This window comes from Streptomyces sp. NPDC043853 (genome assembly GCF_056436025.1).
Genome location: NZ_JBWKDJ010000009.1, coordinates 268264 through 294017, shown reverse-complemented (window position 1 = coordinate 294017; position 25754 = coordinate 268264). Strand labels below are relative to the sequence as shown.

At 73.5% G+C, this 25754-nt stretch carries 19 protein-coding genes and 1 other RNA gene; 9 read left to right on the top strand and 11 right to left on the bottom strand.

Annotated elements, in window-relative coordinates; genetic code table 11:
* Positions 1–136 precede the first annotated feature (136 nt).
* Positions 137–775 carry a TetR/AcrR family transcriptional regulator gene (locus tag AC067U_RS24440; protein ID WP_478831881.1) on the top strand — a complete coding sequence of 213 codons (639 nt, stop codon included), beginning with the start codon at positions 137–139 and terminating at the stop codon, positions 773–775.
* Between the two features lie 51 nt (positions 776–826).
* On the opposite strand, the gene AC067U_RS24435 is transcribed toward AC067U_RS24440, so the two are convergent.
* The 5 genes from AC067U_RS24435 to AC067U_RS24415 all read right to left on the bottom strand — a co-directional run bounded on the left by AC067U_RS24435 (position 827) and on the right by AC067U_RS24415 (position 10368).
* Positions 827–3145 (bottom strand): bifunctional glycosyltransferase/CDP-glycerol:glycerophosphate glycerophosphotransferase, encoded by a 2319-nt coding sequence (locus tag AC067U_RS24435; protein ID WP_478831880.1) that lies wholly within the window; start codon positions 3143–3145, stop codon positions 827–829.
* Positions 3146–3308: 163 nt separating this feature from the next.
* A complete protein-coding gene (locus AC067U_RS24430; protein WP_478831879.1) occupies positions 3309–4229 on the bottom strand; it encodes a carbohydrate ABC transporter permease in 921 nt (306 codons plus the stop codon).
* A complete protein-coding gene (locus tag AC067U_RS24425) occupies positions 4226–5491 on the bottom strand; it encodes a carbohydrate ABC transporter permease (RefSeq protein ID WP_478831909.1) in 1266 nt (421 codons plus the stop codon). The genes AC067U_RS24430 and AC067U_RS24425 overlap by 4 nt, the downstream gene beginning before the upstream one ends.
* An 89-nt stretch (positions 5492–5580) precedes the next feature.
* Complete coding sequence (locus AC067U_RS24420; protein WP_478831878.1) at positions 5581–6954, bottom strand: ABC transporter substrate-binding protein; 1374 nt, start codon at positions 6952–6954, stop codon at positions 5581–5583.
* A gap of 165 nt (positions 6955–7119) precedes the next feature.
* Entirely contained in the window at positions 7120–10368 is a 3249-nt protein-coding gene (locus AC067U_RS24415) for an FHA domain-containing protein (RefSeq protein ID WP_478831877.1), read from the bottom strand.
* A gap of 391 nt (positions 10369–10759) precedes the next feature.
* On the opposite strand from AC067U_RS24415, the gene AC067U_RS24410 reads away from it, so the two are divergent.
* Together AC067U_RS24410 and AC067U_RS24405 are read left to right on the top strand one after the other, a co-directional pair.
* A complete protein-coding gene (locus tag AC067U_RS24410; protein WP_478831876.1) occupies positions 10760–12544 on the top strand; it encodes a serine/threonine-protein kinase in 1785 nt (594 codons plus the stop codon).
* A gap of 212 nt (positions 12545–12756) precedes the next feature.
* Positions 12757–14085 (top strand): serine/threonine-protein kinase, encoded by a 1329-nt coding sequence (locus AC067U_RS24405; RefSeq protein ID WP_478831875.1) that lies wholly within the window; start codon positions 12757–12759, stop codon positions 14083–14085.
* A gap of 664 nt (positions 14086–14749) precedes the next feature.
* Here the strand turns inward: AC067U_RS24405 and AC067U_RS24400 are convergent.
* Complete coding sequence (locus AC067U_RS24400; protein WP_478831874.1) at positions 14750–15748, bottom strand: isopenicillin N synthase family dioxygenase; 999 nt, start codon at positions 15746–15748, stop codon at positions 14750–14752.
* Positions 15749–16014: 266 nt separating this feature from the next.
* On the opposite strand from AC067U_RS24400, the gene prfB reads away from it, so the two are divergent.
* The gene (gene prfB / locus AC067U_RS24395) at positions 16015–17127 is read left to right on the top strand and encodes a peptide chain release factor 2 (protein ID WP_478831873.1); all 1113 of its coding nucleotides are present in this window, start codon (positions 16015–16017) and stop codon (positions 17125–17127) included.
* A 157-nt stretch (positions 17128–17284) separates the two neighbouring features.
* Here prfB and AC067U_RS24390 read toward each other — a convergent pair whose 3' ends face one another.
* The gene (locus AC067U_RS24390) at positions 17285–17476 is read right to left on the bottom strand and encodes a hypothetical protein (protein WP_365107465.1); all 192 of its coding nucleotides are present in this window, start codon (positions 17474–17476) and stop codon (positions 17285–17287) included.
* A 214-nt stretch (positions 17477–17690) separates the two neighbouring features.
* Between AC067U_RS24390 and ftsE the strand changes: the two genes are divergently transcribed.
* The 5 genes from ftsE to ssrA all read left to right on the top strand — a co-directional run bounded on the left by ftsE (position 17691) and on the right by ssrA (position 21669).
* The gene (ftsE, locus tag AC067U_RS24385; protein WP_478831872.1) at positions 17691–18380 is read left to right on the top strand and encodes a cell division ATP-binding protein FtsE; all 690 of its coding nucleotides are present in this window, start codon (positions 17691–17693) and stop codon (positions 18378–18380) included.
* A gap of 25 nt (positions 18381–18405) precedes the next feature.
* On the top strand, positions 18406–19359 hold the full coding sequence (gene ftsX / locus AC067U_RS24380) for a permease-like cell division protein FtsX (RefSeq protein ID WP_478831871.1): 954 nt from the start codon (positions 18406–18408) through the stop codon (positions 19357–19359).
* A gap of 67 nt (positions 19360–19426) precedes the next feature.
* The gene (locus AC067U_RS24375; RefSeq protein WP_478831870.1) at positions 19427–20647 is read left to right on the top strand and encodes a S41 family peptidase; all 1221 of its coding nucleotides are present in this window, start codon (positions 19427–19429) and stop codon (positions 20645–20647) included.
* A gap of 18 nt (positions 20648–20665) precedes the next feature.
* The gene (gene smpB, locus AC067U_RS24370) at positions 20666–21208 is read left to right on the top strand and encodes an SsrA-binding protein SmpB (RefSeq protein ID WP_478831869.1); all 543 of its coding nucleotides are present in this window, start codon (positions 20666–20668) and stop codon (positions 21206–21208) included.
* A gap of 91 nt (positions 21209–21299) precedes the next feature.
* Positions 21300–21669: a transfer-messenger RNA gene (ssrA, locus tag AC067U_RS24365) on the top strand.
* Positions 21670–21789: 120 nt separating this feature from the next.
* Here the strand turns inward: ssrA and AC067U_RS24360 are convergent.
* The 4 genes from AC067U_RS24360 to AC067U_RS24345 all read right to left on the bottom strand — a co-directional run bounded on the left by AC067U_RS24360 (position 21790) and on the right by AC067U_RS24345 (position 25737).
* Positions 21790–22212, bottom strand: coding sequence for a type II toxin-antitoxin system VapC family toxin (locus AC067U_RS24360; protein ID WP_478831868.1), 423 nt, complete (start codon positions 22210–22212; stop codon positions 21790–21792).
* A gap of 5 nt (positions 22213–22217) precedes the next feature.
* Positions 22218–22448, bottom strand: coding sequence for a FitA-like ribbon-helix-helix domain-containing protein (locus AC067U_RS24355; protein WP_478831867.1), 231 nt, complete (start codon positions 22446–22448; stop codon positions 22218–22220).
* A 171-nt stretch (positions 22449–22619) separates the two neighbouring features.
* Positions 22620–24272, bottom strand: coding sequence for an SH3 domain-containing protein (locus tag AC067U_RS24350; RefSeq protein ID WP_478831866.1), 1653 nt, complete (start codon positions 24270–24272; stop codon positions 22620–22622).
* Between the two features lie 112 nt (positions 24273–24384).
* Positions 24385–25737: an MFS transporter gene (locus AC067U_RS24345; protein ID WP_478831865.1), complete on the bottom strand. Its 1353-nt coding sequence runs from the start codon at positions 25735–25737 to the stop codon at positions 24385–24387.
* Between the last annotated feature and the right edge of the window lie 17 nt (positions 25738–25754).

Here is a 25754-nt window from a genome sequence, read left to right as displayed (position 1 = left end):
TCGCTTTCGCCGGTGGATGCCGAGGGATGGGACGGGTCCGTATCGTCGCTACGGTGAGGGTAGGGTGATGTGCGTCGGAACGCAACCGTATCGTCGTGACGGGGGAGGGGCGGCGTGCCGGGGCTATGCTCTGTGCATGACCAACCACCCCGCCGCTGCCGACGCCCCCGCCGCCGCTCCCGCAACCGCGCCCCGGCGGGCCCCGGCGGGCGCCGCCGTCCTGCGCGAGGACGTCACCGAGGCGATCCGCGCGGCGGTCCTGGAGGAGCTCGCGGCGGTCGGGTTCTCGCGGATGTCGATCGAGGGCATCGCCCGGCGCGCGGGCGTGGGCAAGACGGCGGTCTACCGCCGCTGGAAGTCCAAGCTCCACCTGGTGCTGGACCTGATCGGCGCCTTCGCCGCGGAGGGCGTACCCGTGCCGGCGACCGGCTCGCTGTACGGGGACGTACGGGCCCTGCTGGAGGTCACCTCACACGTGCTGCGGCACCCGGTGGCCTCGGCGGTGATCCCCGACCTGCTGGTCGAGGCGGCACGGAACCCGGAGATCGCGGACGCGGTGCGGGGGGCCCTGCTGGACGGCCAGCGCCGGCTCGCCGAGGGCATCGTGACCGAGGCCGTCGCCCGCGGCGAGCTGCCCGCCGGGGCCGATCCGGAGCGGGCGCTGGACCTGGCCATCGGGCCGCTCTACTGGCGGCAGGTGGTCGTCGGTGACGCCGTCGACGGGGACTGCCTGGACGCCCTGGCCCGGGCGGCGGTGGCGGGGCTCCGGGCGTAGCCGGTCCGGCCCGGCCGCGGGTCCCGGCGCGGCTCCGCCGGAGGTCTGGGCCTACGGCCACCTCGGCGCGGCCAGGTCGGCCAGCCCGGTCAGGGGCTCCGTCAGGGCGGCGGACCCCGTGCCGGGAGCCGCCGCCGAACCCGGGGCCGGGGCGGGGAGCCGCTCCTCCGGCGGGAGGAAGGACGGCACGAGGTCCGTCTGCCCCAGGAAGACCCGCCGCACCACCCGCTCCGCCGCCCGCCCGTCGTCCAGCGCGCAGAACCGCGCCCGGAACGCCGCCCGGAGCTGGGCGGAACGCGATCCCCTCCAGTGGCCGGTGGAGAAGATGTCCACCAGCTCGTCCTCGGTCCGGGCGATCGCCCCCGGCGGGAACCCCCGCAGATCGAAGTAGGTGCCGCGGGCCGCCTCGTACGCCTCCCAGTCGTCCGCGTGGATCACGATCGGCCGGTCCAGTGCCGCGTAGTCGAACATCAGCGAGGAGTAGTCGGTGACCAGGGCGTCCGAGGCCAGGCACAGCTCCTCGACCGAGGGGTGCGCGGAGACGTCGATCAGCCGCGGGCTCGGGTCCGGGCACAAGGGCCCCGGGCGATAGGTGAGGTGCGCCCGCGCCAGCAGCACGAAACGGGGGCCGAGGTCCCGCAGGACCCGCTCGAAGTCCAGGTGCTCGGGCCGGCTCCGCCGGTAGTCCCGGTGCGTGGGCGCGTACAGGATCGCGGTCGTGCCGGCCGGGATGCCCAGCCGGTCGCGGAGCTCGGCCACATCGGCGGCCGTGGCGTGCTGGAACACGTCGTTCCGGGGATATCCGTACTCCAGCGTGGTGTACGGGGCTGGCACCGCCTTCTCCCACACCAGCGTGGAGTGCCGGTTCGCGGACAACAGGTAGTCCCACTGGTCGGCTCCGCGCAGCAGCCCGGCGAGGTCCGCGGTCGGGGTGGCGGCCGGCCGGTCGAGCAGGTCCAGGCCGACCCGCTTCAGCGGGGTTCCGTGCTGGGTCTGCAGCAGGACCTGCCCGCGCCGCTTCACCAGTGCCCGGTCGAAGTTCACGTTGCTGACCAGGTACCGGGCCCGGGCGAGCGCCGCCCAGTACGCGAAGGACCCCGGGCGCAGCGCCGCCGTCGCCGGCGGGAGCGTCGCCGCGTGCTCCGGCGCGCAGATCCACGCCGTCCGCGTCTCCGGCGCCAGCTCCCGCAGCTTCGCCTCGATCGCCGCCGGGTTGCAGGCGTAGCCGCCGTGCCAGTACGCGCTGAACACCGCCAGATCGGAGCGGAGCGGCAGCATCCGCAGGGCGCGGTAGTACAGCCGGCCGAGTGCCTCCCGCAGGCCGGCCCTGGCCGCCGACGCCCACCGTGCGGCGGTCCGGCCGCCCCGCCGCAGCCTTGCCAGCGCCACGTACGTACGCCGCAGGCCCAGCCGCATCAGGGAGTGCCGCAGCCGGTCCGTCCGGGACGCGGGCAGCGCCCCGCCGCCCTCCGTCCGGTGACGGCGCAGGTGTTCGGCGGCCCGCCGGAAGAACTCCGCGCGCACCGCTCGCGGCAGGCGCACCGGACCGCCGAACAGGGCACAGAAGTGCTCGGCCATGCGCCGGTGCAGGGCGGGCCCCCAGGGGGCCAGCTCCGGCCGGGCGGCCACGAAGGCGAACAGCCGGTCGTACTGGTCGAAGATCTCCAGGTGGCGGGGGTCGGCCGTGCCCAGGACGCTGCCGGTCCGGCGCTGCCGGTCGTGCACGCACACCCGGTCCAGTACGGCGATCGAGTCCGCGGTCAGCAGCGCCGGACCGGTCCAGGGGGTGTCCTCGTACAGGCCCGGCGGGAAGGCCAGGCCCTCGCGCTCCACGAACTCGCGGCGGTACGCCTTGTTCCAGACCGCCATCGGCAGGCCCAGCAGCGACGGCCGGTCGGTGAGCCGGAACGCGGCCGGGCCGTCCTCCGCGAGCAGCGGGGAGAGCCGGTTGCGCACCACCTCGCCGGTCCAGAGCCTGCGCGCGTGGTCGTAGACCAGGACGTCCGGTGCGTCGGCGGCCTTGATCCGGTCGGCGATGGCCCGGAGCGCGCCCGGAGTGAGGGTGTCGTCGCCGTCCAGGAAGAGGACGTAGTCGCCGGTGGCCCGGGCCAGACCCGCGTTGCGGGCCGGGCCCAGGCCCAGGTTCTGGGCGAGGTGGACGGCCGTGACCCGCGGATCGCGCGCCGCGTTCTCGTCGATGATCGAACCGCAGGCGTCCGGGGAGGCGTCGTCCACGGCGATCAGTTCCAGGTCCGTGAACGACTGGGACAGGACCGATTCCAGGCTCTCCTGCAGGTACGCCTGGACCTTGTACGCGGGCACGATGACGCTGAACCGGGGCACGGGACATCCAGGGGTCGGCGCGGGCATATTGCCCGGGAACCGTTCCGGAGATCATCGGGTTACGCGCAATGCGGCAATCGGGTTACGCAGCGTCAACATCGCGACGTACGGTCACCTCGCGACGTACGGTCACCTTGCGACGTACGTCAGCTCGCGACCTACGGTCACCGGGCCGTCGGACGGCGTCGCCTCACTTCACCGCCCCCGCCATCACCCCCGTCACGAACTGCCGCTGGAACGCGAAGAAGACCAGCAGCGGCACCACCATCGACAGGAACGCCCCCGGCGCCAGCACGTCGATGTTGTTGCCGAACTGCCGGACCTGCTGCTGCAGCGCCACCGTGACCGGCGGGTTCGCCGAGTCGGCGAAGACCAGGGCGACGAGCATGTCGTTCCACACCCACAGGAACTGGAAGATGCCCAGCGAGGCGATCGCGGGGGCGCCCAGCGGCAGTACCACGCGGGCGAACAGGCGCAGTTCGCCCGCCCCGTCCAGCCGGGCCGCCTCCAGCAGCTCGCGCGGGATCTCCGCGAAGAAGTTGCGCAGCAGGAACACGGCGAAGGGCAGCCCGAAGGCGGTGTGGAACAGCACCACCCCGGCCGTGGTCTCGAACAGCCCCACCGCACCGAAGAGTTCGGACACCGGAATCAGCGCGACCTGCACCGGCACCACCAACAGCCCCACCACCAGCAGGAACAGCCAGTCCCGGCCGGGGAACTCCAGCCAGGCGAAGGCGTATCCGGCGAGCGCGCCCAGGGTGATCACCAGCAGGGTCGCCGGGACGGTGATGGCCACCGTGCTGATCAGCGCCTTGGTGATGGTCTCGTTCGCCAGCAGGTCGCCGTAGTTGGCGGCGGTCAGCCGGGACGGCGCGGTCAGCACCTGCCACCAGCCCTCCCGGTTCAGGTCGGTGGGCGACAGGAACGAGGACAGCAGCAGACCGAGCGTCGGCAGCAGCCAGAACAGGGCCGCCAGCACCAGGAAGACCCGGACGGCACCGCCCGCGGCCCGCCCGGCCAGCCGCGCCGCCACCGAGGTCCGCCGCGGGCCGGCCGCCCGGACCTTCGCGGGCGGGCCCGGCACGGGCGGGGTGTGTACGGGCCCGCTCATCGGGAGCCCTCCTTCCGCAGCCGGCGGATGTTGTAGAGCATGACCGGCACCACCAGCACCAGCAGCAGGACCGCGATCGCGCTGCCCAGCCCCCGGTCGGCGTCCGTGCCGAAGGAGGTCCGGTACAGCTGGAGCGCCAGCACGTTCGCGTCGTCCTGCACCGACCCGGGGGCGATCACGAAGACCAGGTCGAAGATCTTCATCACGTTGATGACCAGGGTCACCAGCACCACGGCCAGGACCGGCGCCAGCACCGGCACGGTGATCCGGCGAAACACCTGCCACTCGTTCGCCCCGTCCACCCGGGCCGCCTCCAGCAGCTCCCGCGGCACCGCCGCCAGCCCGGCCCCGATCAGCACCATCGCGAACCCGGCCCACATCCACACGTACGCGCCGATGACCGCCGGGGTCACCAGGGACGGCCCCAGCCAGTCCACGCCCGCGTACGCCTCGCGGAAGTTCTCCGCGGGCAGCCGCAGCACCGCCCCGTCCGCCCTCGCCGACAGGGTGAACGTGCCGTCGGCGCGGGCCCGGGTGGAGTCCACCACCTTCCCGTCCCTGACCGCCTCGATCCGCATCCCCGCGTACGCCGGCTCGGCCGGGTCCACCGCGTTGGTGCGGCCGCCGCCGCCCCGCGCGAAGTCCTGCCAGGCGGTGCCCGTGACCTTCCCCGGCTCGGCCGCCGCCGGGCGGGCCGGCTCCGTGCCCTTCGGCAGGGCCGCGGGGGCCACCCCGACCAGCGGCAGCAGCACCGGTACGCCCGCCCGCACCGGCTCCCGGGTGGCGAACGCGCCCCCGCCGGCCGGCTCCAGCGGCGAGTCCCGGCCCGGCCGGGCCTTCGGGAACGCCGAGGCCTCCGCGAAGGTGTCGTGCACCCCCACCCACACCGCGTTGGCCACACCCCGGTCGGGGTCCTGGTCGTAGACCAGCCGGAAGATGATCCCCGCCGCCAGCATGGAGATCGCCATCGGCATGAACACCACCAGTTTGAACGCGGTGCCCCAGCGCACCCGCTCGGTCAGCACCGCGAAGACCAGGCCGAGCGCCGTCGCGACGGCGGGCGCCAGCACCACCCACACCGCCGTGTTCCTCAGCGCCGTCCGGATCGAGTCGTCCCGCAGGATCTCCCCGTAGTTGTCCAGGCCGACGAAGGAGTCGCCGGACCGGTCGAAGAGGCTGCGGTAGACCGAGTAGACGATCGGCTCCAGCACCAGCGCGCCCAGCAGCACCAGGGCGGGCAGCAGGAAGGCGGCCGCGACCAGCCGGTGCCGCCTCCGCTGCTGCTGCCGTTGCCGTGCGGGCGCGGGCGCGGGCGCGGGCGCGGCGGACCGTGACGTCCCGGGCACCGGGATCAGTTCCCGAACGCCTTGGCCGCTTCGGCCTCCAGCCTGGCCTGTGTCCCGGCCACGTCGGACGGGTTCTTCAGGAAGTCCTGCAGCACCTTCCACTCGCCCGCGCCCGGCGTACCGCCGAACGACGCCGGAGCCTGGTCCGACATGTCGAACCGGAAGTCGTCGCCCGCGGCGATCAGCGACTTCGCGATCTCCCGCTGGATGTCGTTCGGATACGCCTCCGGCCGCACCGACTTGTTCGGCGAGAGGAAGCCGCCCGCACCGGCCTGGATCTCCGCCGCGTCCGGCGAGGCCAGGAACGTCAGCAGCGCCTGGGCGCCCTTCGACGGCTTCAGCGCCACCGCCACGTCACCGCCCGACACCACCGGTGCCTTCGCGCCCACCGCCGGGAACGGGAACACCAGCGCGTCCTCGCCGATCTTCGCCTCGGTCTGGGCGATGTTCACCGCCACGAAGTCGCCCTCGAAGACCATCGCCGCCGCCGGCTGGTCCCCACCGGTGAAGGTCTGCGTCACCGACTTGGGGAACTCGGTGGCCAGCGCCCCGGTCTGACCGCCCGCCAGGAAGTCCTTGCGGCCGAACAGCGACGCCAGGGTCCGCAGGGCCTCGCCGACGCTCGGGTCCGTCCACTTGATCTGGTGCTTGGCCAGCTTGTCGTACATGTCAGGGCCGGACTGGGACAGGTAGACGTTCTCGAACCAGTCCGTCAGCGTCCAGCCGTCCGCACCGGCCACCGACACCGCCGGAACGCCCGACGCGGACAGGGTGTCCGCGGTCGCGAGGAACTCCTTCCAGGTCTTCGGCACCTTCGCGCCCGCCGCCTCGAAGGCCTTCGCGTTGTACCAGACCAGGGACTTGTTCGCGGCTTTGTAGTACACCCCGTACTGGGTGCCGCCGACCTTCCCGAGCTCCTTCCAGCCCTTCGAGTAGTTCTTGTCCAGCTGCGCCTGTGCCTCCGGCCCCACCGGCTGCGCCCACTTGTTCTGCACCGCCGACACCAGTGCGCCGACCTGCGGCAGCAGTGCCACGTCCGGCGGCTGCCCGCCGGCCACCTTGGTCCCGAGGAAGGTCACGATCGGGTCCTGCGCGGGGACGAACGTGACCTTCGCCCCGGTCCGCTTCTCGAACTCCTTCAGGACCTTGGTGAAGTTCTCCTGCTCCGGACCGGTCCAGACGGCCGCGACCTCGACCTTCTGACCGGCCAGATCGGGTAACGGCACACCCGGTGTGCTGCCCGGCTGGGCCTGGCCGCCCCCCGGCTGCGTCCCGTCCTTGTCGTCCCCGTCGCCGCAGGCGCCCAGGGCGAGCACCGAGGTGGCGGCCAGCGCCACCCAGGCGTATGAGGTCGTACGGCTTCGTCCGCGGATGCGCATGGCGTGGCCCCCGATGCCGGTGGTGTCCGTGTCCGGTGGTGTCCCGTGGTGTGTTCCGTGCCACAAGGTCTACGCCCGACACGGGCCACGGGCAATACCGCGTCCCCCGCCCGGACCGACTCGGGCAGGTCGGTCCGGCCGCCGCCGGGCGACGCGGGACACCCCCTACGGCGCGGGCGGGAACAGCACCGGTATCGCCGAGACCAGGTGGGAGGCCCGGTCCAGGGCACTGGCCAGCAGTGCCAGGTCGGTCGGCCCGTTGCCCAGCTCGCGGACCGGGCGGCGGGCCGGCGGGTCACCCATCCGCTCCCACTCCAGAAGGACCACCGTCGGCCGCTGGGTGGCCGTGCGCGGGATCCGGCCGGTCACCCGGCCCGCCTGGAACGGGGTCATGTGCCCCTCCGGATGGTGCAGCACCCCCCGGCCGGGACCGGGCCGGTCGGGCGCGTCCAGCTCCACCCGCAGCCGGGCCAGCCGGGCCGGCTCGGTGTCGGCGGTGCGCTCCGGGCGGGCACTGGCCGTCACCAGGTGCACCCCGAGCCGGCCGCCCTCCCGTGCCACCGCCTCCAGGGCGCGTACGACCGAGCCGGCGGCCGGCCGGCCCGTACTGCCCAGGGCGGGCGAGGTCAGCGCGTCGAAGTCGTCGACCAGGACCACCAGCCGCGGCAGCGGGGCAGGGCCGGTCTCCGCCTTGGCCTGTGCGGCCGCCTGTGCGCGCAGCCGGAGCGTGCCGGTGCGCGGGGACTCCAGATCGCCGCGGGCTTCGCCGCGCAGCTCGCCGGGGGCCGGCCGGCGCGGCGAGACCATCCGGCCGGAGACCTCGCGCCGTTCGTGCCACTCCGCGAACGGCACCCCGGCGAGGAGCTCGTCCCGGCGCTTGAGCTCGGCGCCGAGGGCCTGCGCGAACTCCCGCATCCGCAGCGGGTCGGAGGCGACCAGGTGCGCGGACACGTGCGGCAGCTCGGTGCACGGGGCCAGCCCCTCGCCGCGTTCCCCGCCCGCGCCGTCGAGCAGCAGCAGGCCGAGGCGGTCGGGGCGGGCCGCGGAGGCGAGGGAGGCGGCGACGGAGCGGAGCAGCTCCGTACGGCCGCTGCCGGGCGGGCCCTCGATCAGCAGGTGCGGGCCCTCGGCGACCAGCTCCACGCCGACCGGTCCGCCCCGGCCCCTGCCCAGCACGATCCGGGCGAGCCCGCCGACGGACTGCCCCTGGTCGGTGGCCTCCGCCCAGCGGGCCATCAGGGACGCGGGGGTGGCCCGGGCCAGTCCCAGCTCGTCGAGCAGCCGGGCGTTCTGCGGCAGGGCCGCCGCCGGGCGGGCGGACGCCGGCACGGCACCGCCGGTGCGCAGCGGCGCGAGGGCGCGCGCGAACCGCTCCGCCCAGGCGGCGGATACGGCGTCCGCGGTGGCCGTCCCGGCGGCGGGCCCGAGCCGTCCGCCGGTCACCGGGAAGACCCGGACGGTGGTGGCCACGTCCCCGCTGAGCAGTGCCACCGTTCCGCAGTCCCGGAACGCGGGTGCCACCGCGCAGGCCGTCTCGAAGGACTCGGTGACCGGGGAGGAGGGGCTGGCGGACGGCGCCTCGGCCAGGGCGAGCAGGTGGATCCCGGCGGCCGGGCCGTGCGAGGCCAGCCGGCGGGTCAGGTCGCGGAGCGGGCCGGGGCCGGGATCGCCGTCGACCAGCACCACCGTGTACGGCCCGTGGTACGCCTCCGCAGCCTGCCGGACGGCTTCCGGCTCGGCGGAGGCCCAGCCGGAGCCGAGCGGGCTGTCGTCGAGCCGCCGCGCCAGTTCGGCCGCGCGCGCGGCCGCCTGGTCCCGGTCGTAGGCGAGCAGCAGCCGGCAGTCCTGGCCGTGTGCGGGCCGGGTGTGCGGAAGCCAGCCGAGCCAGCCCCAGTCCCGTACGCGGTCCTGGGACGGCCGGGTCCGGTCGTTGGCCAGCAGTACGATCTCCAGCTCGCCGGGGGCGTGCCGGGCGGCGAGCTGCGCCAGGACGGACCGGGTCAGTCCGGTCAGCCTGGCCCGAGGGCCGGCCAGGCCGAGGGCGCCGGCCCCGGTCGGCGGCACTCGGCTGCCCGCGCCGAGGGTGACGGTGAGGGGGTGGGCGCCGTCCGGGCGGGTGCCGCCGGCCCACAGCTCCGCGCTCGGCGCGAGCGCGGCGAGCAGGAGCGCGGCGGGGTTGCCGCCGTCGGGCAGTTGGCGGGCCGGGCCTTCGGCCCCGGGCTCCTCGGCGACGGAGGCGTCCCGGTTCACCCACCTGCGGGCCCATGCCCGCAGCCTTGCTCCTGTGCCCGTGCCTGTGCCTGCGGCGGTGCCTGCGGCTCCGGCGCTGCCGTGCGCTCCGGCGGTGTCGGTGTCGGCTCCGGAGTCGGGGCCGGGGCCCTCAGGGCCGGTGGGGCCGTGCTGGGTGTGGCCGTGTCCGGCGGGTGCGGCCGCGGTGTCGTACTGCGGGGCGGCGGTGTAGCCGTGCTCGGGGGACCGCGCGGGCCGGGACTGCTCCGTCCCGTCCCTTCCCGCCGCACCGGCGTGCGGCTCCGCCGCGTGGTGGGCTCCGTCCCGGATCCCGGGCGCTCCCGTGCCGTGTTCCCCGTCCCCGGCGGCTTCCCGGCCCAGCCCCGCGGGGGCGGACGGGTGGCCGGGCGCGGCCGACGGGCCGTTCGCGCCCGGGGCGCCGTACCAGCTCTCGGCGGGGGCGGGGGTGTGCCCCTGGGCACCGGGCAGGCTCGCGGGGGGCGGGGGCGGGAGGGTCAGGTGGCCCTCCAGGTCCGGGGTCAGGGGGAGGGGGGCCGGGGTGCCGGCGGGGGAGAGGCGCAGGGTGGATTCGCCGACGCGGAGGAGCGCGCCGGGCGGGAGGGGGACCGGCGTCGGTCCGACCTCCGTGCCGTCCACGGTGGTGCCGTTCGTCGAGTTCAGGTCCGTGACGGCGACGCGGCCGTCCTCGCCGACCAGCACCGCGCAGTGCTGCCGGGACACGTCCGGGTCGTCGAGCGGGACGTCCGCGTCACCGGACCGGCCGATCCGGACCTCGCCGGGATGCAGCAGGTGCACGCCGCCCGCGTCCGGGCCGGCCACCACCTCCAGCTGGGCCGGCCGTGTCGAGTCCGTCAGCCGGGCCAGTTGGGCCAGCTGGGCGGGGCCTCCGGGGCGGTCCGGCACCGGGCCGTGCACGGCCAGCACGGCTCCGTCCACCAGCGGCGGCTCGCCCAGCACCGCCCGCTGCGGATCCAGCCGGTCGGTCCCGGCGTAGAGCACGACCGTGCCGCCCGTGTCCGGTCCGCCGACCGCCCCGGCCAGCCCGGAGGCCACCGCCGACAGCGGCGTGCCGACGGGCGCGGTGACGAGCACGTCACAGCTGGCGGGCGCGGGCGCGCTCTGGTGGCCGCTGCGCGGCCCGATGACGGTCAGCCGGATCTGCATCGCCGTCGCGGTCCCTTCTGCGCGGTGCGCGTGGCGCCCGGCGGGGACCCGGACGAGGCCGGTGCATCGCTGCCCGTCCGTCCGCCCCCCACCCGGCACGGCCGCGTCCGTCCGGTCAGGTCAGCCCGGAACGAGGGGCTCCCCGCCCGGAGTTCCGTACGGATGCATCCTCGCACTTGCCGCCGACAACACGCCCGGCACCCACAGGTAATTGATCTTGATCGATCGTTACCTCGCACCCTGGCGGCGCAAATACGGACGTAAACCGTCACCCTTCGTACATGTGTACGGCAACCAACCTCGCGCGCCCCGCGTCTTCCACAGGGACACCCCCTAGAGTGGGCGGACTGATAAACAACAGCGACACAGCATCAGCAGGGGAGCGCGAGACGTGCGGCCAGTCGGCAGCAAGTATCTGCTCGAGGAGCCGCTCGGCCGCGGCGCCACGGGCACCGTCTGGCGTGCGCGCCAGCAGGAGGCCGGTCAGCCCGGCGGGCCCGGCGAGACCGTGGCGATCAAGGTCCTCAAGGAAGAGCTCGCCAACGACGCCGACATCGTCATGCGCTTCCTGCGCGAACGGTCGGTGCTCCTCCGCCTGACCCACCCCAACATCGTGCGCACCCGCGACCTGGTGGTGGAGGGGGACCTGCTCGCCCTGGTCATGGACCTGGTCGAGGGCCCCGACCTGCACCGGTACATCCGCGAGAACGGCCCCTTCACGCCCGTCGCCGCGAGCCTGCTGACCGCGCAGATCGCCGACGCGCTCGCCGCGAGCCACGCCGACGGCGTGGTCCACCGCGACCTCAAGCCCGCCAACGTGCTGCTCGACGAGCGCGACGGGCAGATGCGCCCGATGCTCACCGACTTCGGCATCGCGCGGCTGGCCGACTCCCCGGGACTGACCCGGACCCACGAGTTCGTCGGCACCCCCGCCTACGTCGCCCCCGAGTCCGCCGAGGGCCGCCCGCAGACCTCCGCCGTGGACATCTACGGCGCCGGAATCCTGATGTACGAGCTGGTCACCGGGCGACCGCCGTTCGCCGGCGGAACGGCGCTGGAGGTGCTGCACCGCCACCTCAGCGAGGACCCGCAGCGCCCCTCCACCGTGCCCGAACCGCTGTGGACGGTCATCGAGCGCTGCCTGCGCAAGGAACCGGACGAGCGCCCCAGCGCCGAGAGCCTGGCCCGGGCGCTGCGGGTGGTCGCGGCCGGCATCGGCGTGCACTCCGCCCCGGCCGACGTCGAGGCCGCCCTGGGCGTGGGCGCGCTGCTCGCCCCGGACCCCTCGCCGGCCCCGGTCCCCGAAACGCCCGGCGCCGCCGACGCCACGCAGGTGCTGCCCGCGGGCTCCGCCGCACCCGCGGGGGCGGGCGCGTACGACCCGAACGCGATGACCAGCGTGCTGCCGCCCGTGGGTGCGCCCGGCGTCCCCGGCTCGGAGGACTCGACCTCCGTGCTCCCCGCCACGGGCGGGCCGGCCGCCGCCGACCCGACCGCCGTCATGCCGCCAGTCCAGCGGCCGGACGCGCCGCACCCCTGGCAGAACCAGATGGCGGCCGTCCGCGACCGCAACGAGCAGACCCAGATCCAGTACCTGGATCCCAGCGAGGACCCGCTGCGCCGCCGCCCGCAGCGGCAGGCTCCGCCGCCGGCCCCGCCGTACCAGGAGCCGGGGCGCCGTCGGCCGCAGCAGCCGCCCCAGCAGCAGTACCGGCAGGGGCCGCCGCCTGCCGCGCCGTATCCGCCGCAGCAGTACCAGCAACCTCAGCAGTACCAGCAGCCGCATCAGCAGTACGCGCCTCCGCCGCCGCAGCACTACCAGCCGCAGCCGCCTCCGCAGCCCCAGCCGCACCAGCCGCAGTACCAGCCGCCGCAGGCGCCCCCGCCGCAGCGGCCCGCACCGGCCCCGCGGGAGCCCCGCGAGCCGCGCCGCCGCAGCGCCAACCCGATGCACATCCCCGGGCTCGGCTGCCTCAAGGGCTGCCTGTTCGTCATCGTGATCTTCGTGGTGGCGGGCTGGCTGGTCTGGGAGCTCACTCCGCTGCAGGAGTGGGTCGGCACCGGCCGCGGCTGGTGGGACCAGCTCTGGGCCTGGGGCTCGGAGGTCGTCGACTTCGTCGGCGATCTCGGCAGTACCGGGGGCGACAGCGGAAGCGGTGGTTCCGGGGCTCGGTAGGTCCTTCGCAGGGGCCTTCACGGGGCCCTCGCAGGTCCTTCGTGGCGCTTCCGCGGCGACCGCGTAGCGCCGAGTTCGTGGATTTGTCGACATCTGGCGCAGGTTTTCGCCCGCAGAAGTGAAGGTCACCGCGAACTGGGGCCCCTAATGGCGTACGAGCGGCATTCGGCCGCGTAGTTTTGGCACGTACGCCAGCCGCTGAGGGAGCAGTCGTGGCACGGAAGATCGGCAGCCGGTACACCGCGCACCAGATCCTGGGGCGGGGCAGCGCCGGCACGGTGTGGCTCGGGGAGGGCCCGGACGGGCCCGTCGCCGTCAAGCTGCTCAGGGAGGACCTCGCGTCCGATCAGGAGCTGGTGGGGCGGTTCGTCCAGGAGCGCAGCGCGCTCCTCGGGCTGGAGCATCCGCACGTGGTGTCCGTCCGCGATCTGGTGGTGGACGGCAACGACCTGGCGCTCGTCATGGACCTGGTCCGGGGCACCGACCTGCGCACCCGGCTCGACCGGGAACGCCGGCTCGCCCCGGAGGCCGCCGTGGCCATCTGCGCCGACGTCGCGGACGCGCTGGCCGCCGCGCACGCGGCCGGGGTGGTCCACCGGGACGTCAAGCCCGAGAACGTCCTGCTCGACATGCAGGGGCCGCTCGGACCCGGCGGCGCGCACCCCGCGCTGCTGACCGACTTCGGCGTGGCCAAGCTGATCGACTCACCACGGCGGGCCGGACCACCGCCGGGCGCGCCGCGGTCCGCGCAGCCCACCCGGATCATCGGCACGCCGGACTACCTGGCGCCCGAGATCGTCGAGGGACTGCCGCCGCGGGCCGCCGTGGACATCTACGCGCTGGCCACCGTGCTGTACGAGCTGCTGGCCGGGTTCACGCCGTTCGGCGGCGGGCACCCGGGGGCGGTGCTGCGACGGCACGTCACCGAGACCGTGGTGCCGCTGCCGGGGATCCCGGACGAGCTGTGGCAGCTGGTCGTCCAGTGCCTGGCCAAGGCGCCGGCGTCGCGGCTGCGGGCATCCGAGATGTCCGTACGGCTGCGGGAGCTGCTGCCGATGCTGGCGGGGATGCCGGCGCTGGACGTGGACGAGCCGTACGACTCCGAGGCGGAGGAGGACGAGGGCGTCGCCGCCGCCGGGGCTTCCGGGACCGGCGGAGCCGCCGGTTCGGGCGGGGCGGCGACCGGGCCCGGGGGTGGGGCGGAGTTCGGGCGGCGGCGGGTGGTTCCGCTGGTGCCGGGGTCGGCGACCGACTCCAACCGCGACACCCACACGTCGATGCGGGTGCCGGGGCCGGACGAGCTGGCGGGCGGTGCGCTGGGCACCGCTCGGGTGCCGCGGCCGGCGGGCGGGTACCGGCCGGGGTCGGCGCGACACCGGGCGGAGGCGGTGCGCAAGCGGCGGCTGGTGCTGACGGGGGCGGTGGTCGCGGTGGCCACGGCGATCGGCGTCGGCAGCTGGCTGGCGGCGTCGCCGTCCGACTCGGAGCGGCCGGCTCCGCAGGATACGCGGCAGCAGCAATCGGTTCGGCCGACGCCTTAGCCTGCGGCGCGGGTTGGGCGTCGTGGGTATCGGCCCGGGTCGGGCCGGGTCGGGCCGGGCATGGCTGCGCGCCGGGCGGCAACGGCTTGCGGCCCGGGTGCCCCTGGACAGCGGCTTCGGGTCCAGGGCTGACGGTTGCCTAGCCTCGGCTTCGGGCGCGGGGTGTTGGCTGCCTGGCCGGGCTGGGCCGGGCCGGGTGGGCTTGGGCATCGGCTTCGGGCGCGGGGTGTTGGCCGCTGGGCGGGGCCGGGGTTGGGGCGGCTTCGGGTGCGGGGGCCGTGGGCTCCGGGTGGGGGTATCCGGGACGGCATGATTTACGGCGCGTTGCGCGGAGTCCGGTTGTCGGGCGGGGGGCGCGCCACAAATCACGCTTGAGTGTCCCGGACACCCCCACCCTCCACCCCCGACCCCCTCCCGCAGCGCTCCGGCCGGTCCGCGAGGTGGTGACAGACGCCGAACGACGCGGGCAGCCGGACTGCGAGGTGTGGGCAGGCGTCCCGCAGGGCGATGGGGGTCCCCCCTGCTCGAGCGAAGTCGAGAGCTTGGGGGAGGGTGGGCACACCGGGACACCGCCGCGTGCGGATGGAACCCCGCCCACCCGAAGCCCACTCCTTGGGGCGGGCCCCGGCCCGGGAAAGCTGCCCTGGGGCGGAGCCCCGGAGGGCTAGGTCAGGGTCGGGTGCCAGCGGCGGGCCACCGCGGGGTGGGCGCGGGCGTAGCCCTTGAGTTCGTTGCGGCCGTACTCGCGGTAGAGCGGGTTCGCCTCGTCCGCCGAAAGGCCGGGCGCCTTCTCCAGGTACGGCCCCGGCACGGTCTCCACCACCGTGTCCAGCCGCGGGTTGTAGAAGAACGGGACGGAGAAACGTTCCACCGCGCCAGGCGGACTCACCACCCGGTGGTCCGTGGCCTTCAGGTAGCCCTCGGTGGCGATCTCCAGCAGTTCGCCCAGGTTGACCACGAACGCCCCGTCGAGGGGAGGCACGTCCAGGAAGCCGCCGTCCTTGACCACCTGGAGGCCGCCCACGGAGTCCTGGAGGAGCAGGGTCAGGAAGCCGTAGTCCTTGTGCGCGCCGACGCCCTGCCCGGCACCCGTCGGGTCGGCCCCGGGGTAGCGGATGAGCTTCGTGTGCAGGTGCGGGCTGTCGGCGAAGGCCGCGTCGAAGAAGTCCTCCGGGGCGCCGATAGAGGCGAGCAGCTCCCGGAGCAGCCGGTGCGCCACCGCCGCCAGCCGTTCCTGCCAGCCCAGCACCGCCGGCCGCAGCTCGGGCAGGGCCGCGGGCCACTGGTTGGGGCCCTCCAGCCACAGGTACGCCGGGTCGCCGGGCCCCACCTCGGGAGCGGGCCGCTCGGCACCGACGTCCAGCTGGTCGCGCCAGTCGTTGGCCCCGCCGGTGAGCTCGTGGCCGATCCGGGTGTAGCCGCGGAAGTGCGGGGAGTTCAGATTGCTCACGGCCAGCCGGTCGGCCTCGGGAAGGGCGAAGAAGGCCCTGGTCAGCTCAAGGATGCGGGTGGTCTCGGCGGCGGTGACGCCATGGCCGGTCAGGTGCAGGAAGCCCGTGTCGCGGGCGGCCGCGTGCAGGTCCTCGCGGAACGCGTCCCGCCGGGCGGGATCGTCGGCGAGCGAGAGGTCGAGCACGGGCAGAGGGGTGTGCGCGGACGGCATGACGGCTCCGTTTCGGATGTCACGGGGTCCTGCTCCCAGGGGTGGTGGGAGAGCGGGTGGGGAGGGCCGCCGGCAGGGGTGGCGCCGGGGCCGCGCGAGCCGCGTGCAGGACCGGAGGAATCAGGCTGAGTGCTGGTTCTGGTCCGGCGGCAGACAGCTCGTGGCGGTGACGCGCATGAAGTCCACATGGCGTCGCTTCACGAGAAGGGGCATAGCCCTGAGGGTACGCCGGACGGGTCGGGCGGAGGACCGGCTACGCTGGACCCGTGGCAGTCGTCGATGTTTCCGAAGAGCTGAAGTCCCTCTCCTCGACCATGGGGTCGATCGAGGCCGTCCTGGACCTCGACAAGCTGAGGGCAGAAATCGCCGTGCTCGAGGAGCAGGCCGCCGCCCCGTCCCTGTGGGACGACCCGGAGGCCGCCCAGAAGATCACGAGCAAGCTTTCGCACCTCCAGGCCGAGGTCCGGAAGACCGAGTCCCTGCGCGGGCGCATCGACGACCTCGGGGTGCTGTTCGAGCTCGCCCAGGAGATGGACGACGCGGACACCCTCGCCGAGGCCGAGACGGAGCTCGTGGCCGTCCGCAAGGCGCTGGACGAGATGGAGGTCAGGACCCTGCTCTCCGGCGAGTACGCCGAGCGCGAGGCCCTGGTCAACATCCGCGCCGAGGCCGGCGGTGTCGACGCCTCCGACTTCGCCGAGCGCCTGCAGCGCATGTACCTGCGCTGGGCCGAGCGGCACGGCTACCCCACCGAGATCTACGAGACCTCGTACGCGGAAGAGGCCGGCATCAAGTCGACCACCTTCGTCGTCAAGGCCCCGTACGCCTACGGCACCCTCTCCGTCGAGCAGGGCACGCACCGCCTCGTGCGCATTTCGCCCTTCGACAACCAGGGCCGCCGCCAGACCTCCTTCGCGGGCGTCGAGGTGCTGCCGGTCGTCGAGACCAGCGACCACGTCGAGATCGACGAGTCCGAGCTGCGCGTGGACGTCTACCGCGCCTCCGGCCCCGGCGGCCAGGGCGTCAACACCACCGACTCGGCGGTGCGCATCACGCACCTCCCGACCGGCATCGTCGTCTCCTGCCAGAACGAGCGCTCGCAGATCCAGAACAAGGCCAGCGCCATGAACGTCCTCCAGGCCAAGCTGCTGGAGCGGCGACGCCAGGAGGAGCAGGCCAAGATGGACGCCCTCAAGGACGGCGGCAGCTCCTGGGGCAACCAGATGCGCTCCTACGTCCTGCACCCGTACCAGATGGTCAAGGACCTGCGGACGGAGTTCGAGGTCGGTAACCCGACGGCGGTGCTCGACGGCGACATCGACGGCTTCCTGGAGGCGGGCATCCGCTGGCGGAAGCAGCAGGAGACCGCGGACGCGTAAGCGGACGCCTGAGACGTCCCGTCGCCGGGGCGTTCCGTACGTACCACGCACGAGTAGGGCCCGGGCATCCGTCCGGGCCCTCTTGTCTGCTGGTCTAGCCGTGCTTTCCGTTGCGACGACTTACGATCGGACGCGGCGGCACGGCGCCGCACGGGTGCTAGGCGGTCTGGTGTGCCACCAGCGCCAGTGCTGCCACGAGCACCACCATCAGTGCTATGAGCGCCGTGGGGTTCAGGCCGGCGAAGGGGCCCTCCTGCTGGAGGCGCTCCCGGTTCGCCCGGCACACAGGGCAGCGGCCCTGGCTGACGGGCGCGGCGCAGTTCGCGCACACGAGCCGGTCATACGTCATGCGCTCTCCTCCTCTCGTCCCCTGCAACAACGGCCGGAGGAACCGTCCGGTTCCCCCTACCACTGTGCCAGCTCCACCGGCATTCGGCGCGGCCCGCCCGAAACACCCGGGGACATATCGGGCAACTCCGGATGCAGGCCTTGTTGACGTTCCTCGCCCCGCGCCGGTTCGCGTATGGTCACGCACACCTACTCCCGGCGACCCTGGTGCACCCGTGATCCGATTCGACAGTGTCTCCAAGTCCTACCCGAAGCAGAACCGCCCGGCGCTCAGGGACGTGTCCCTGGAGATCGTGAAGGGCGAGTTCGTCTTCCTCGTCGGCTCCTCCGGCTCCGGGAAGTCCACCTTCCTGCGGCTCATCCTGCGCGAGGAGCGGGCCACCCACGGCCAGGTGCACGTGCTCGGCAAGGACCTGGCCCGGCTCTCCAACTGGAAGGTCCCGCACATGCGGCGCCAGCTCGGCACCGTGTTCCAGGACTTCCGGCTGCTCCCCAACAAGACCGTCGCGGAGAACGTGGCCTTCGCCCAGGAGGTCATCGGCAAGCCGCGGGGGGAGATCCGCAAGGCCGTCCCGCAGGTCCTGGAGCTGGTGGGACTGGGCGGCAAGGAGGGCCGGATGCCCGGCGAGCTGTCCGGTGGTGAGCAGCAGCGCGTCGCCATCGCCAGGGCGTTCGTCAACCGGCCGGCCCTGCTGATCGCCGACGAGCCCACCGGCAACCTCGACCCGCAGACCTCCGTCGGCATCATGAAGCTGCTGGACCGGATCAACCGGACCGGCACCACGGTGATCATGGCGACGCACGACCAGCAGATCGTCGACCAGATGCGCAAGCGCGTCATCGAACTCGAACAGGGCCGTCTCGTCCGCGACCAGTCGCGCGGCGTCTACGGCTACCAGCACTGAAAGACCGAAAGGCCGTAGAGACGCCATGCGCGCCCAGTTCGTGATGTCGGAGATCGGAGTGGGTCTCCGCCGCAACCTGACGATGACCTTCGCCGTCGTCATCTCCGTGGCCCTGTCGCTGGCCCTGTTCGGCGGCTCCCTGCTCATGCGCGACCAGGTGAGCCAGATGAAGGGCTACTGGTACGACAAGGTCAACGTCACCATCTACCTCTGCAACAAGAACGACGCCGAGGACAGCGGCAAGACCGGCGGCACGGGCGGTGCCGCCGCGGGCGCGCTGTGCGGCAAGGGTGCGGTGACCACCGAGCAGAAGCAGCAGATCGAGGGCGAGCTGAAGAAGCTCGACATCGTGCAGACGGTCCGCTACGAGTCCGCGGACGAGGCGTACAAGCACTACAAGGAGCAGTACGGGCACACCGCGCTGGCCTCCACCATCACGCCGGACCAGATGCAGGAGTCCTTCCGGGTCAAGCTGAAGGACCCGGAGAAGTACAAGGTCATCACCAGCGCCTTCGCGGGCCGGGACGGCGTGCACTCGGTGCAGGACCAGCGGTCCTACCTCGACAACCTGTTCCGGATGCTGAACTACCTCAACTACGCCGCCCTCGGCATCATGATGATCATGCTGATCGTGGCCCTGCTGCTGATCGTCAACACGGTGCGCGTCTCGGCGTTCAGCCGTCGGCGGGAGACCGGGATCATGCGGCTGGTGGGCGCCTCCAGCTTCTACATCCAGGTTCCGTTCATCATGGAGGCCGCCTTCGCCGGGCTCATCGGCGCGGTGCTCGCCTGCGTCATGCTCGGCACCGGCCAGTACTTCGTGATCGACCACGGCGCCGCGCTCCGCGACAAGATGGAACTGATCAACTTCATCGGCTGGGACTCGGTCCTCACCAAGCTGCCGCTGGTGCTGGTCATCGGTGTGCTGATGCCCTCGCTGGCGGCGTTCATCGCGTTGCGCAAGTACCTGAAGGTGTGACGAGCGCCCCGTGAGCGGTACGGCCAACCGGCCGCCCCGCCACGGGGCTTGTCCTAGACTCGGCGCCATGCCGGGCCGTCCCGCGTTCTGTATCAGGCCCCGCGACCTGCGTCGCGGGGCCTTCCTGACGTTGGCGCTGCTCGGTGCGCTGGGCGCCGCGACCAGCACCGATTGCTTCGGCGCCCACGAGGACCGCACCACCGAACTCTCCCGGGCCGGAGCGACCGGCTTAACGGCCTCCGCCACCCCCCTCGCCCCCTCCGCCGCCCCCGCGGGGCCCCGCTCCGGGACCGTCGACCGCGAGGCGCTCGCCAGGGCCGCCGCGGACGCCGTCGCCGACGGGAAGTCCGGCAAGAAGGCCGCCCAGGACGTGGTCAGCCGCAGCGGCGACCGCTGGGGCGTGGTCTACGACCGCGCCGAGTACGCCGGCTTCGCCCAGGAGCTCGACGGCAGCTGGACCGGCGTCGGCCTGTGGGCCGGACGGCACCGCGACGGCCGGGTCCAGGTCGACCGGGTGCAGTCCGGCGGCCCGGCCGACCGGGCCGGCATCCGGGCCGGGGACCGGCTGGTCGCCGTGGCCGGACACCCCGTCGACGGCCTGCCCACCGCGGCCGTGGTCGCCCTGCTCCGCGGGGACGCGGGCAGCTCCGTGGTCCTCCACCTGGAACGCGGCGGCACCCCCCGCACCGAGACGCTGGTCCGCGAGCAGCTGCACAGCGATCCGGTCACCGTCCGCGGGCTCCCCGGCGGCATCACCGTGATCAAGGTGTCCGCCTTCACCCGCGGCTCCGGCACCCGGATCCGCGAGGCCGTCGCCGCCGCCCCGCCGGGCGGCGGGGTCGTCCTGGACCTGCGCGGAAACCCCGGCGGCCTGGTCACCGAGGCCGTCGAAGCGGCCTCCGTCTTCCTCGACGGCGGGCTGGTGGCGACGTACGACGTACGGGGGTCCCAGCGCGCCCTGTACGCCCACCGCGGCGGCGACACCGCCCGCCCCCTGGTCGCCCTGGTCGACGGGGGCACCATGAGTGCCGCCGAGCTGCTCACCGGAGCCCTGCAGGACCGCGGGCGAGCGGTCACGGTGGGCAGCCGGACCTTCGGCAAGGGCTCGGTGCAGATGCCCACGGAGCTCCCGGACGGCTCGGTGGCCGAGCTGACGGTGGGCACGTACCGCACCCCGGCGGGACGCTGTGTGGACGGCCGGGGCCTCACCCCCGACCTGGCGGCGGGCGGCGAACGCGCCGAGGAACGGGCCCGCGCGGTATTGGGTGGCCCAGGGGCGGTCCCGTAGTGCGAAAATGACCGCACTATGGCTAAGGGACTCGTGAACGTGCAGGGCAAGCCTGCCAAGAAGAAGACTGAGGACAAGGGGCCGGAGCGCAAGCTCATCGCGCAGAACAAGAAGGCGCGGCACGACTACCACATCCTCGACACCTACGAGTGCGGTGTGGTCCTCATGGGCACCGAGGTGAAGTCGCTGCGGATGGGCCGGGCGTCGCTGGTGGACGGCTTCGTCCAGATCGACGGCGGCGAGGCGTGGCTGCACAACATCCACGTGCCCGAATACCTGCAGGGCAGCTGGACCAACCACCACGCGAAGCGGAAGCGCAAGCTGCTGCTCCACCGCGAGGAGATCGACAAGCTGGAGCAGAAGTCCTCCGAGACGGGTCACACGATCGTGCCCCTCGCGCTGTACTTCCTCTCCGGCCGGGTGAAGTGCGAGATCGCGCTCGCCAAGGGCAAGAAGGAGTACGACAAGCGCCAGACGCTGCGCGAACAGCAGGACACGCGCGAGGCGAGCCGGGCGATCGCGGCGGCCCGACGCCGGCAGCGGGCGGCCAAGCTCGGCTGACCCGTCCGGAATGGGCTGGCGACCGTACGCGTTGGTCACGTACGATGGGTCACGCACCTCACAGAGGGTGCACACCTTGAAAAAACAACATGGGGATGATCGGTTTCGACAGCGGATGTCGAAGCAGGGGAAGCGTGTCGAGGAAGCGGCAATGATCTCGTTAACCACGCGCCGAAACCAATAATCGCCAACACCAAGCGCGATTCCTTCGCCCTCGCTGCCTAAGTAGCGACTTGCGAAGTGTCAGCCCGGGGCTGTTCCCGACCCGGATCCTGGCATCAGCTAGGGAACTAAACCTCTAGCCCCGGTCACGGGGGTTGGAGGGAAATCGAACAGTGACTGAGCCCGTCGGAGACTTGTCCGCGTGATCTCCGGGGCCGAGAAAAGCGCAGCGGACTGCACACGGAGAAGCCCTGGTTCTGCACCGTTGGACGCGGGTTCGATTCCCGCCATCTCCACTCATCCCATGTGGGCGAAGGCCCCCCGACCTGCGAAAACTTCGCCAGGGTGGGGGGCCTTCGTCATGTGGAAGCACGATGGGAGCACCACCATTCAGGGGGTGTGACATATGCGGTGGTGCGTCAGGTACGTCGGTGTGGAGGCTGATCGCCGTTGGCAGTGATGACCTCGATTCCGCAGCGTGGCTTCTGCACGCCTCGTTCGATGCGCACGTCCGCCGTCAGCAGGGGGACGCCCAGTGCCTCGGCGAGGGCGACGTACGTGGCGTCGTAGACGGAGAGGTTGGCGTACAGCTTTCGGATCCGGGGAAGCAGGAGACCCGTCTCGTGCCGCTGCACGCGCAGCCCCTGGTAGGTCTTGAAGTGCTCATCGAGGCTCGTGGGGTCGATTTTGGCGCCGCGTGCCATGCCCAGGAGGGCGGACGCGACCTCGGTGTCCAGTAGGTAGGGAGCGGCGAGGGTGTCCTCCTCGCCGATGCGCCGGCGGGCGGCGGCTCCGCGGGAGCCCCTGTCCGTGAGGAACAGGACCAGAGTGGAGGAGTCCACGACGATCAACGGCCGGCCCTGCCCGAGTCGATGACGTCGAGGACGTCCTGGACGTCGATGTCCTCCGTGGCGTAACGCTCGGCGCGGTCGGCCATCTCGGCGAGCGTGGGCTGGGTGGCGTCTTTGGTGACGAGGCTGAGCAGGTAGCTCTGGAGGGACTGTCCGGCCTCGGCGGCTCGGACCTTTATGCGGCGGGCGATGTCATCGGGGACTTCCCGGATCGTGAATGCGGTCATGACTGCATTTTATCGTCAATGCAGTCACTTTGCAGTCGCCCGCTACGGGTCCTGGCCCACCCGATCCCGCCATCTCCACTCATCCCATGTGGGCGAAGGCCCCGCGACCGGTTCGGTCGCGGGGCCTTCGTCATGTCCGGCCGGCGGTTGCCCGCCGGCCGGAACCGCCGGTCAGTCCTCCGGGCAGTACGGGATCTTGTTCACGTTCTGCGCGTAGCGGGCGGCGATCCAGCCGCGCCCGTCGGAGAGCTTGTACCAGACCGAGTTGCCGTCCACCGCCTGGGCGTTGACCTTGCACTGCACGTCGACCGTGGAACCGTTCTTGACGATGCCGTTGATCCCGTACGTGGTGCTCGGGCCGGAGCGGACCTTCAGCTTGTTCTCGGGCGAGACGATGCGGGCCTTGTACTTGCCCTTCTCGTGCCCCTTGCCGTGGTCCTTTCCGTGGTCGTGGTCCTTGCCGTGGTCGTGGTCCTTGCCGTGGTGGTGCTTGCCGCACTTCTTGCAGACGCCCGGCTTGCCCTTCGGGCCGGTGGGACCGGTCGGACCGGTGTCACCCTTCGGACCCTGGGGTCCGGTCGGGCCCTGCGGGCCGCCGGACGGGCCGGTGGGCCCGGTGGGTCCGGTGGGGCCGGTGTCGCCCTGGGGCCCGGTGGGGCCGGTGTCGCCCTGTCCGGTGGGGCCGGTGGGTCCGGTCGGTCCGGTGTCCCCCTGCGGGCCCTGCGGGCCGCCCGACGGTCCGGTGGGGCCGGTGTCGCCCTGGGGCCCGGTGGGGCCGGTGTCGCCCTGTCCGGTCGGGCCGGTGGGTCCGGTGGGTCCGGTGGGGCCGGTGTCGCCCTGCGGGCCCTGCGGTCCGCCCGACGGTCCGGTCGGACCCGTGTCGCCCTGCGGTCCGGTGGGTCCGGTGGGGCCGGTGTCGCCCTGCGGTCCGGTCGGGCCAGTGTTGCCCTGGGTTCCGGTGGAGCCCGTGGGGCCGGTGTCGCCCTGCGGTCCGGTCGGGCCAGTGTTGCCCTGGGTTCCGGTGGGGCCGGTCGGTCCGGTCGGGCCGGTGTTGCCCTGGGGTCCGGTGGGGCCGGTGTCGCCCTGTCCGGTCGGGCCGGTGTCGCCCTGCGGTCCGGTCGGGCCGGTGTCGCCCTGCGGTCCGGTGGGACCGGTGTCGCCCTTCGGTCCGGGCGGACCGGGCTTGCCCGGCTTGCCGTGGTCGCCGTGGTGGCCCGGCTTGCCGTCATGGCCCGGCCTGCCGTCGTGGCCGGGCCTGCCGTCGTGCCCGGGAGGGCCTTCCGGTCCGGGAGGACCGTCGGGACCAGGGTTGCCGCGCTCGCCCTTCGGCCCGGTCACCGCGGTGGCGACCGCGAACAGCGCGGAGTCCGCCGCGCCCGTCGTCCACTCGCCGCCGTCGAGCGTGGTGCCCTCGGGAGCCTTCGGGTCCACGCGCAGGGCCACGGCCAGCTTGGTCCGGGTGTTCGCCGGGAAGGAGAAGCCCGCCCGGGTGGCCGCGTTGCAGGTCAGCTGCCGGGCATTGGCCGACAGCCGGCAGGGCGCGCCGGCCCGCTGGTTGTTCCAGTAGAAACGGGCCTCCGGGAAGGTGGTCCGCTCCGGAGCGGTGATCCGGAAGGAGGAGCTGGCGGCCGCGTCCGAGCCGTTGCTGGCCACGATCACGACACGGCCCGTCTTGCCCGGCGCGATGGAGGGGACGTAAGGCTGGGAGAAGCGGATGTTCGCGGAGTCGGCCAGGGCGGGCAGGGCCGGCATCATGCACGAGGCGGTGACGGCCGCCACGACCAGGGCCGCGGGCAGGCGGCGGGAAGTAGACAGGGCAGGCAAGGGGGATCCTCCGCAACGGAAGGGCGACGGAACCGGCAGGTGACCGCCGGAGGCGGCCGGCCGGAGGGCGAGAGACCCCCACCAGTAAAAGCGGATGATGACACGGAGTCAGTTATGGCGCGACCCGGGTCACCCGTACGCCGGAGGCGCGTTGCGCCGGTACGGTCACGAGGGCGGCCACCAGCGCCGCCACCGCCGGGGCCGCGTACGCCGTACCCGGGCCGAGGTGCTCCACCGCCCAGCCGCCGCCCGCCGCGCCGGCCGCGATTCCGGCGAGGATCGCGGTGACGGCCAGGGTCATGCCCTCGTTGAGCCGCTCCGGCGGGGTGCGGCGGTGCACCAGGGACATGGCGGTGACCATGGTGGGCGCGGTGGCCATGCCCGCCACCAGCAGCGCGGCGGCCAGCACCGGCAGCGGGCCGGCTGCCGCCGCCGCGAACGGCCCGGCCATCGCGACCGCGAGCGCGATCGTGCAGGTCCGCAGCGACCGCGGCCGCAGGGTGCCGTACAGCAGACCGGCCGCACAGGATCCGGCCGCCTGCAGCGCGAGCACCGGCCCGGCCGCGGCGCCGAGGCCGCGCTCGTCCAGATGGGCGATCGAGGCGATCTCCATGGAGCCGAAGACCGCCCCCAGGGCCGCGAAGACGAGCAGCAGCGCGGCCGTGCCCGGGGTGCGCAGCGGGGAACGGCGGTGGACCCGCGGCAGCACCGGGGGTTCGGTGGCCCGCCGGGAGGTGAAGACCAGCATGCCGGTGAGCAGCAGGGCCGCCCCGGCGAGCGTGCCCGCCTCCGGGAACAGGCCGGTGCACAGGGCCGCGGCCAGCACCGGCCCCAGCATGTAGCAGGCCTCGTCCGCGGCCTGCTCGAAGGACATCGCTGTGTGCTGGGAGCCGGGGTCGTCGCGCAACAGGTGGGTCCAGCGGGCGCGGGACATGCCGCCGATGTTGGGAGTGGTCGCGGTGGCGGCGTAGGAGGCGAACAGGGTCCAGGCGGGAGCTCCGGTCCGGACGCACAGCACGAGCGCGAGACAGCCGAGGACCGCGACCAGGGTGGCCGGGAGCGCGATCCGGGCCTGCCCGTGACGGTCGATCAGCCGCGCGGTCCACGGCCCGACCAGTGCGGTGGCGGCCAGGCCGGTGGCGGTGACCGCGCCGGCCAGGGCGTACGACCCGCGCTGCCCGGCGATCATCATCACCGCGCTCACCCCGAACATGCCGATGGGCAGCCGGGCGATCAGGTTGCCGGTGGTGAACCCGCGGGCGCCGGGGGTGGCGAGCAGGCGGCGGTACGGTCCGGGCGGACGCCGGGACACCGGCCGCGGGGCGGCGTGCACCAGGGTGCCGCCGGTCACGGTCATCAGCGTGGCGCCGGGGGCGCGGGACGCGGGGGCGGAAGAGGACGGGGACGGGGACGCGGACCGGAAGGGGGACGGGGTGCGGCGCGGGGTCGAGGTCGTGCTGGGCATGGTTGACAGCCTCCGGC

Bases quoted from the DNA above. Each gene is read 5' to 3' on its own strand.
- AC067U_RS24440 (WP_478831881.1), top strand. From the start codon at position 137: ATGACCAACCACCCCGCCGCTGCCGACGCCCCCGCCGCCGCTCCCGCA.
- AC067U_RS24435 (WP_478831880.1), bottom strand. From the start codon at position 3,145: ATGCCCGCGCCGACCCCTGGATGTCCCGTGCCCCGGTTCAGCGTCATC.
- AC067U_RS24430 (WP_478831879.1), bottom strand. From the start codon at position 4,229: ATGAGCGGGCCCGTACACACCCCGCCCGTGCCGGGCCCGCCCGCGAAG.
- AC067U_RS24420 (WP_478831878.1), bottom strand. From the start codon at position 6,954: ATGCGCATCCGCGGACGAAGCCGTACGACCTCATACGCCTGGGTGGCG.
- AC067U_RS24415 (WP_478831877.1), bottom strand. From the start codon at position 10,368: ATGCAGATCCGGCTGACCGTCATCGGGCCGCGCAGCGGCCACCAGAGC.
- AC067U_RS24400 (WP_478831874.1), bottom strand. From the start codon at position 15,748: ATGCCGTCCGCGCACACCCCTCTGCCCGTGCTCGACCTCTCGCTCGCC.
- AC067U_RS24390 (WP_365107465.1), bottom strand. From the start codon at position 17,476: ATGACGTATGACCGGCTCGTGTGCGCGAACTGCGCCGCGCCCGTCAGC.
- ftsX (WP_478831871.1), top strand. From the start codon at position 18,406: ATGCGCGCCCAGTTCGTGATGTCGGAGATCGGAGTGGGTCTCCGCCGC.
- AC067U_RS24375 (WP_478831870.1), top strand. From the start codon at position 19,427: ATGCCGGGCCGTCCCGCGTTCTGTATCAGGCCCCGCGACCTGCGTCGC.
- smpB (WP_478831869.1), top strand. From the start codon at position 20,666: ATGGCTAAGGGACTCGTGAACGTGCAGGGCAAGCCTGCCAAGAAGAAG.
- AC067U_RS24355 (WP_478831867.1), bottom strand. From the start codon at position 22,448: ATGACCGCATTCACGATCCGGGAAGTCCCCGATGACATCGCCCGCCGC.
- AC067U_RS24345 (WP_478831865.1), bottom strand. From the start codon at position 25,737: ATGCCCAGCACGACCTCGACCCCGCGCCGCACCCCGTCCCCCTTCCGG.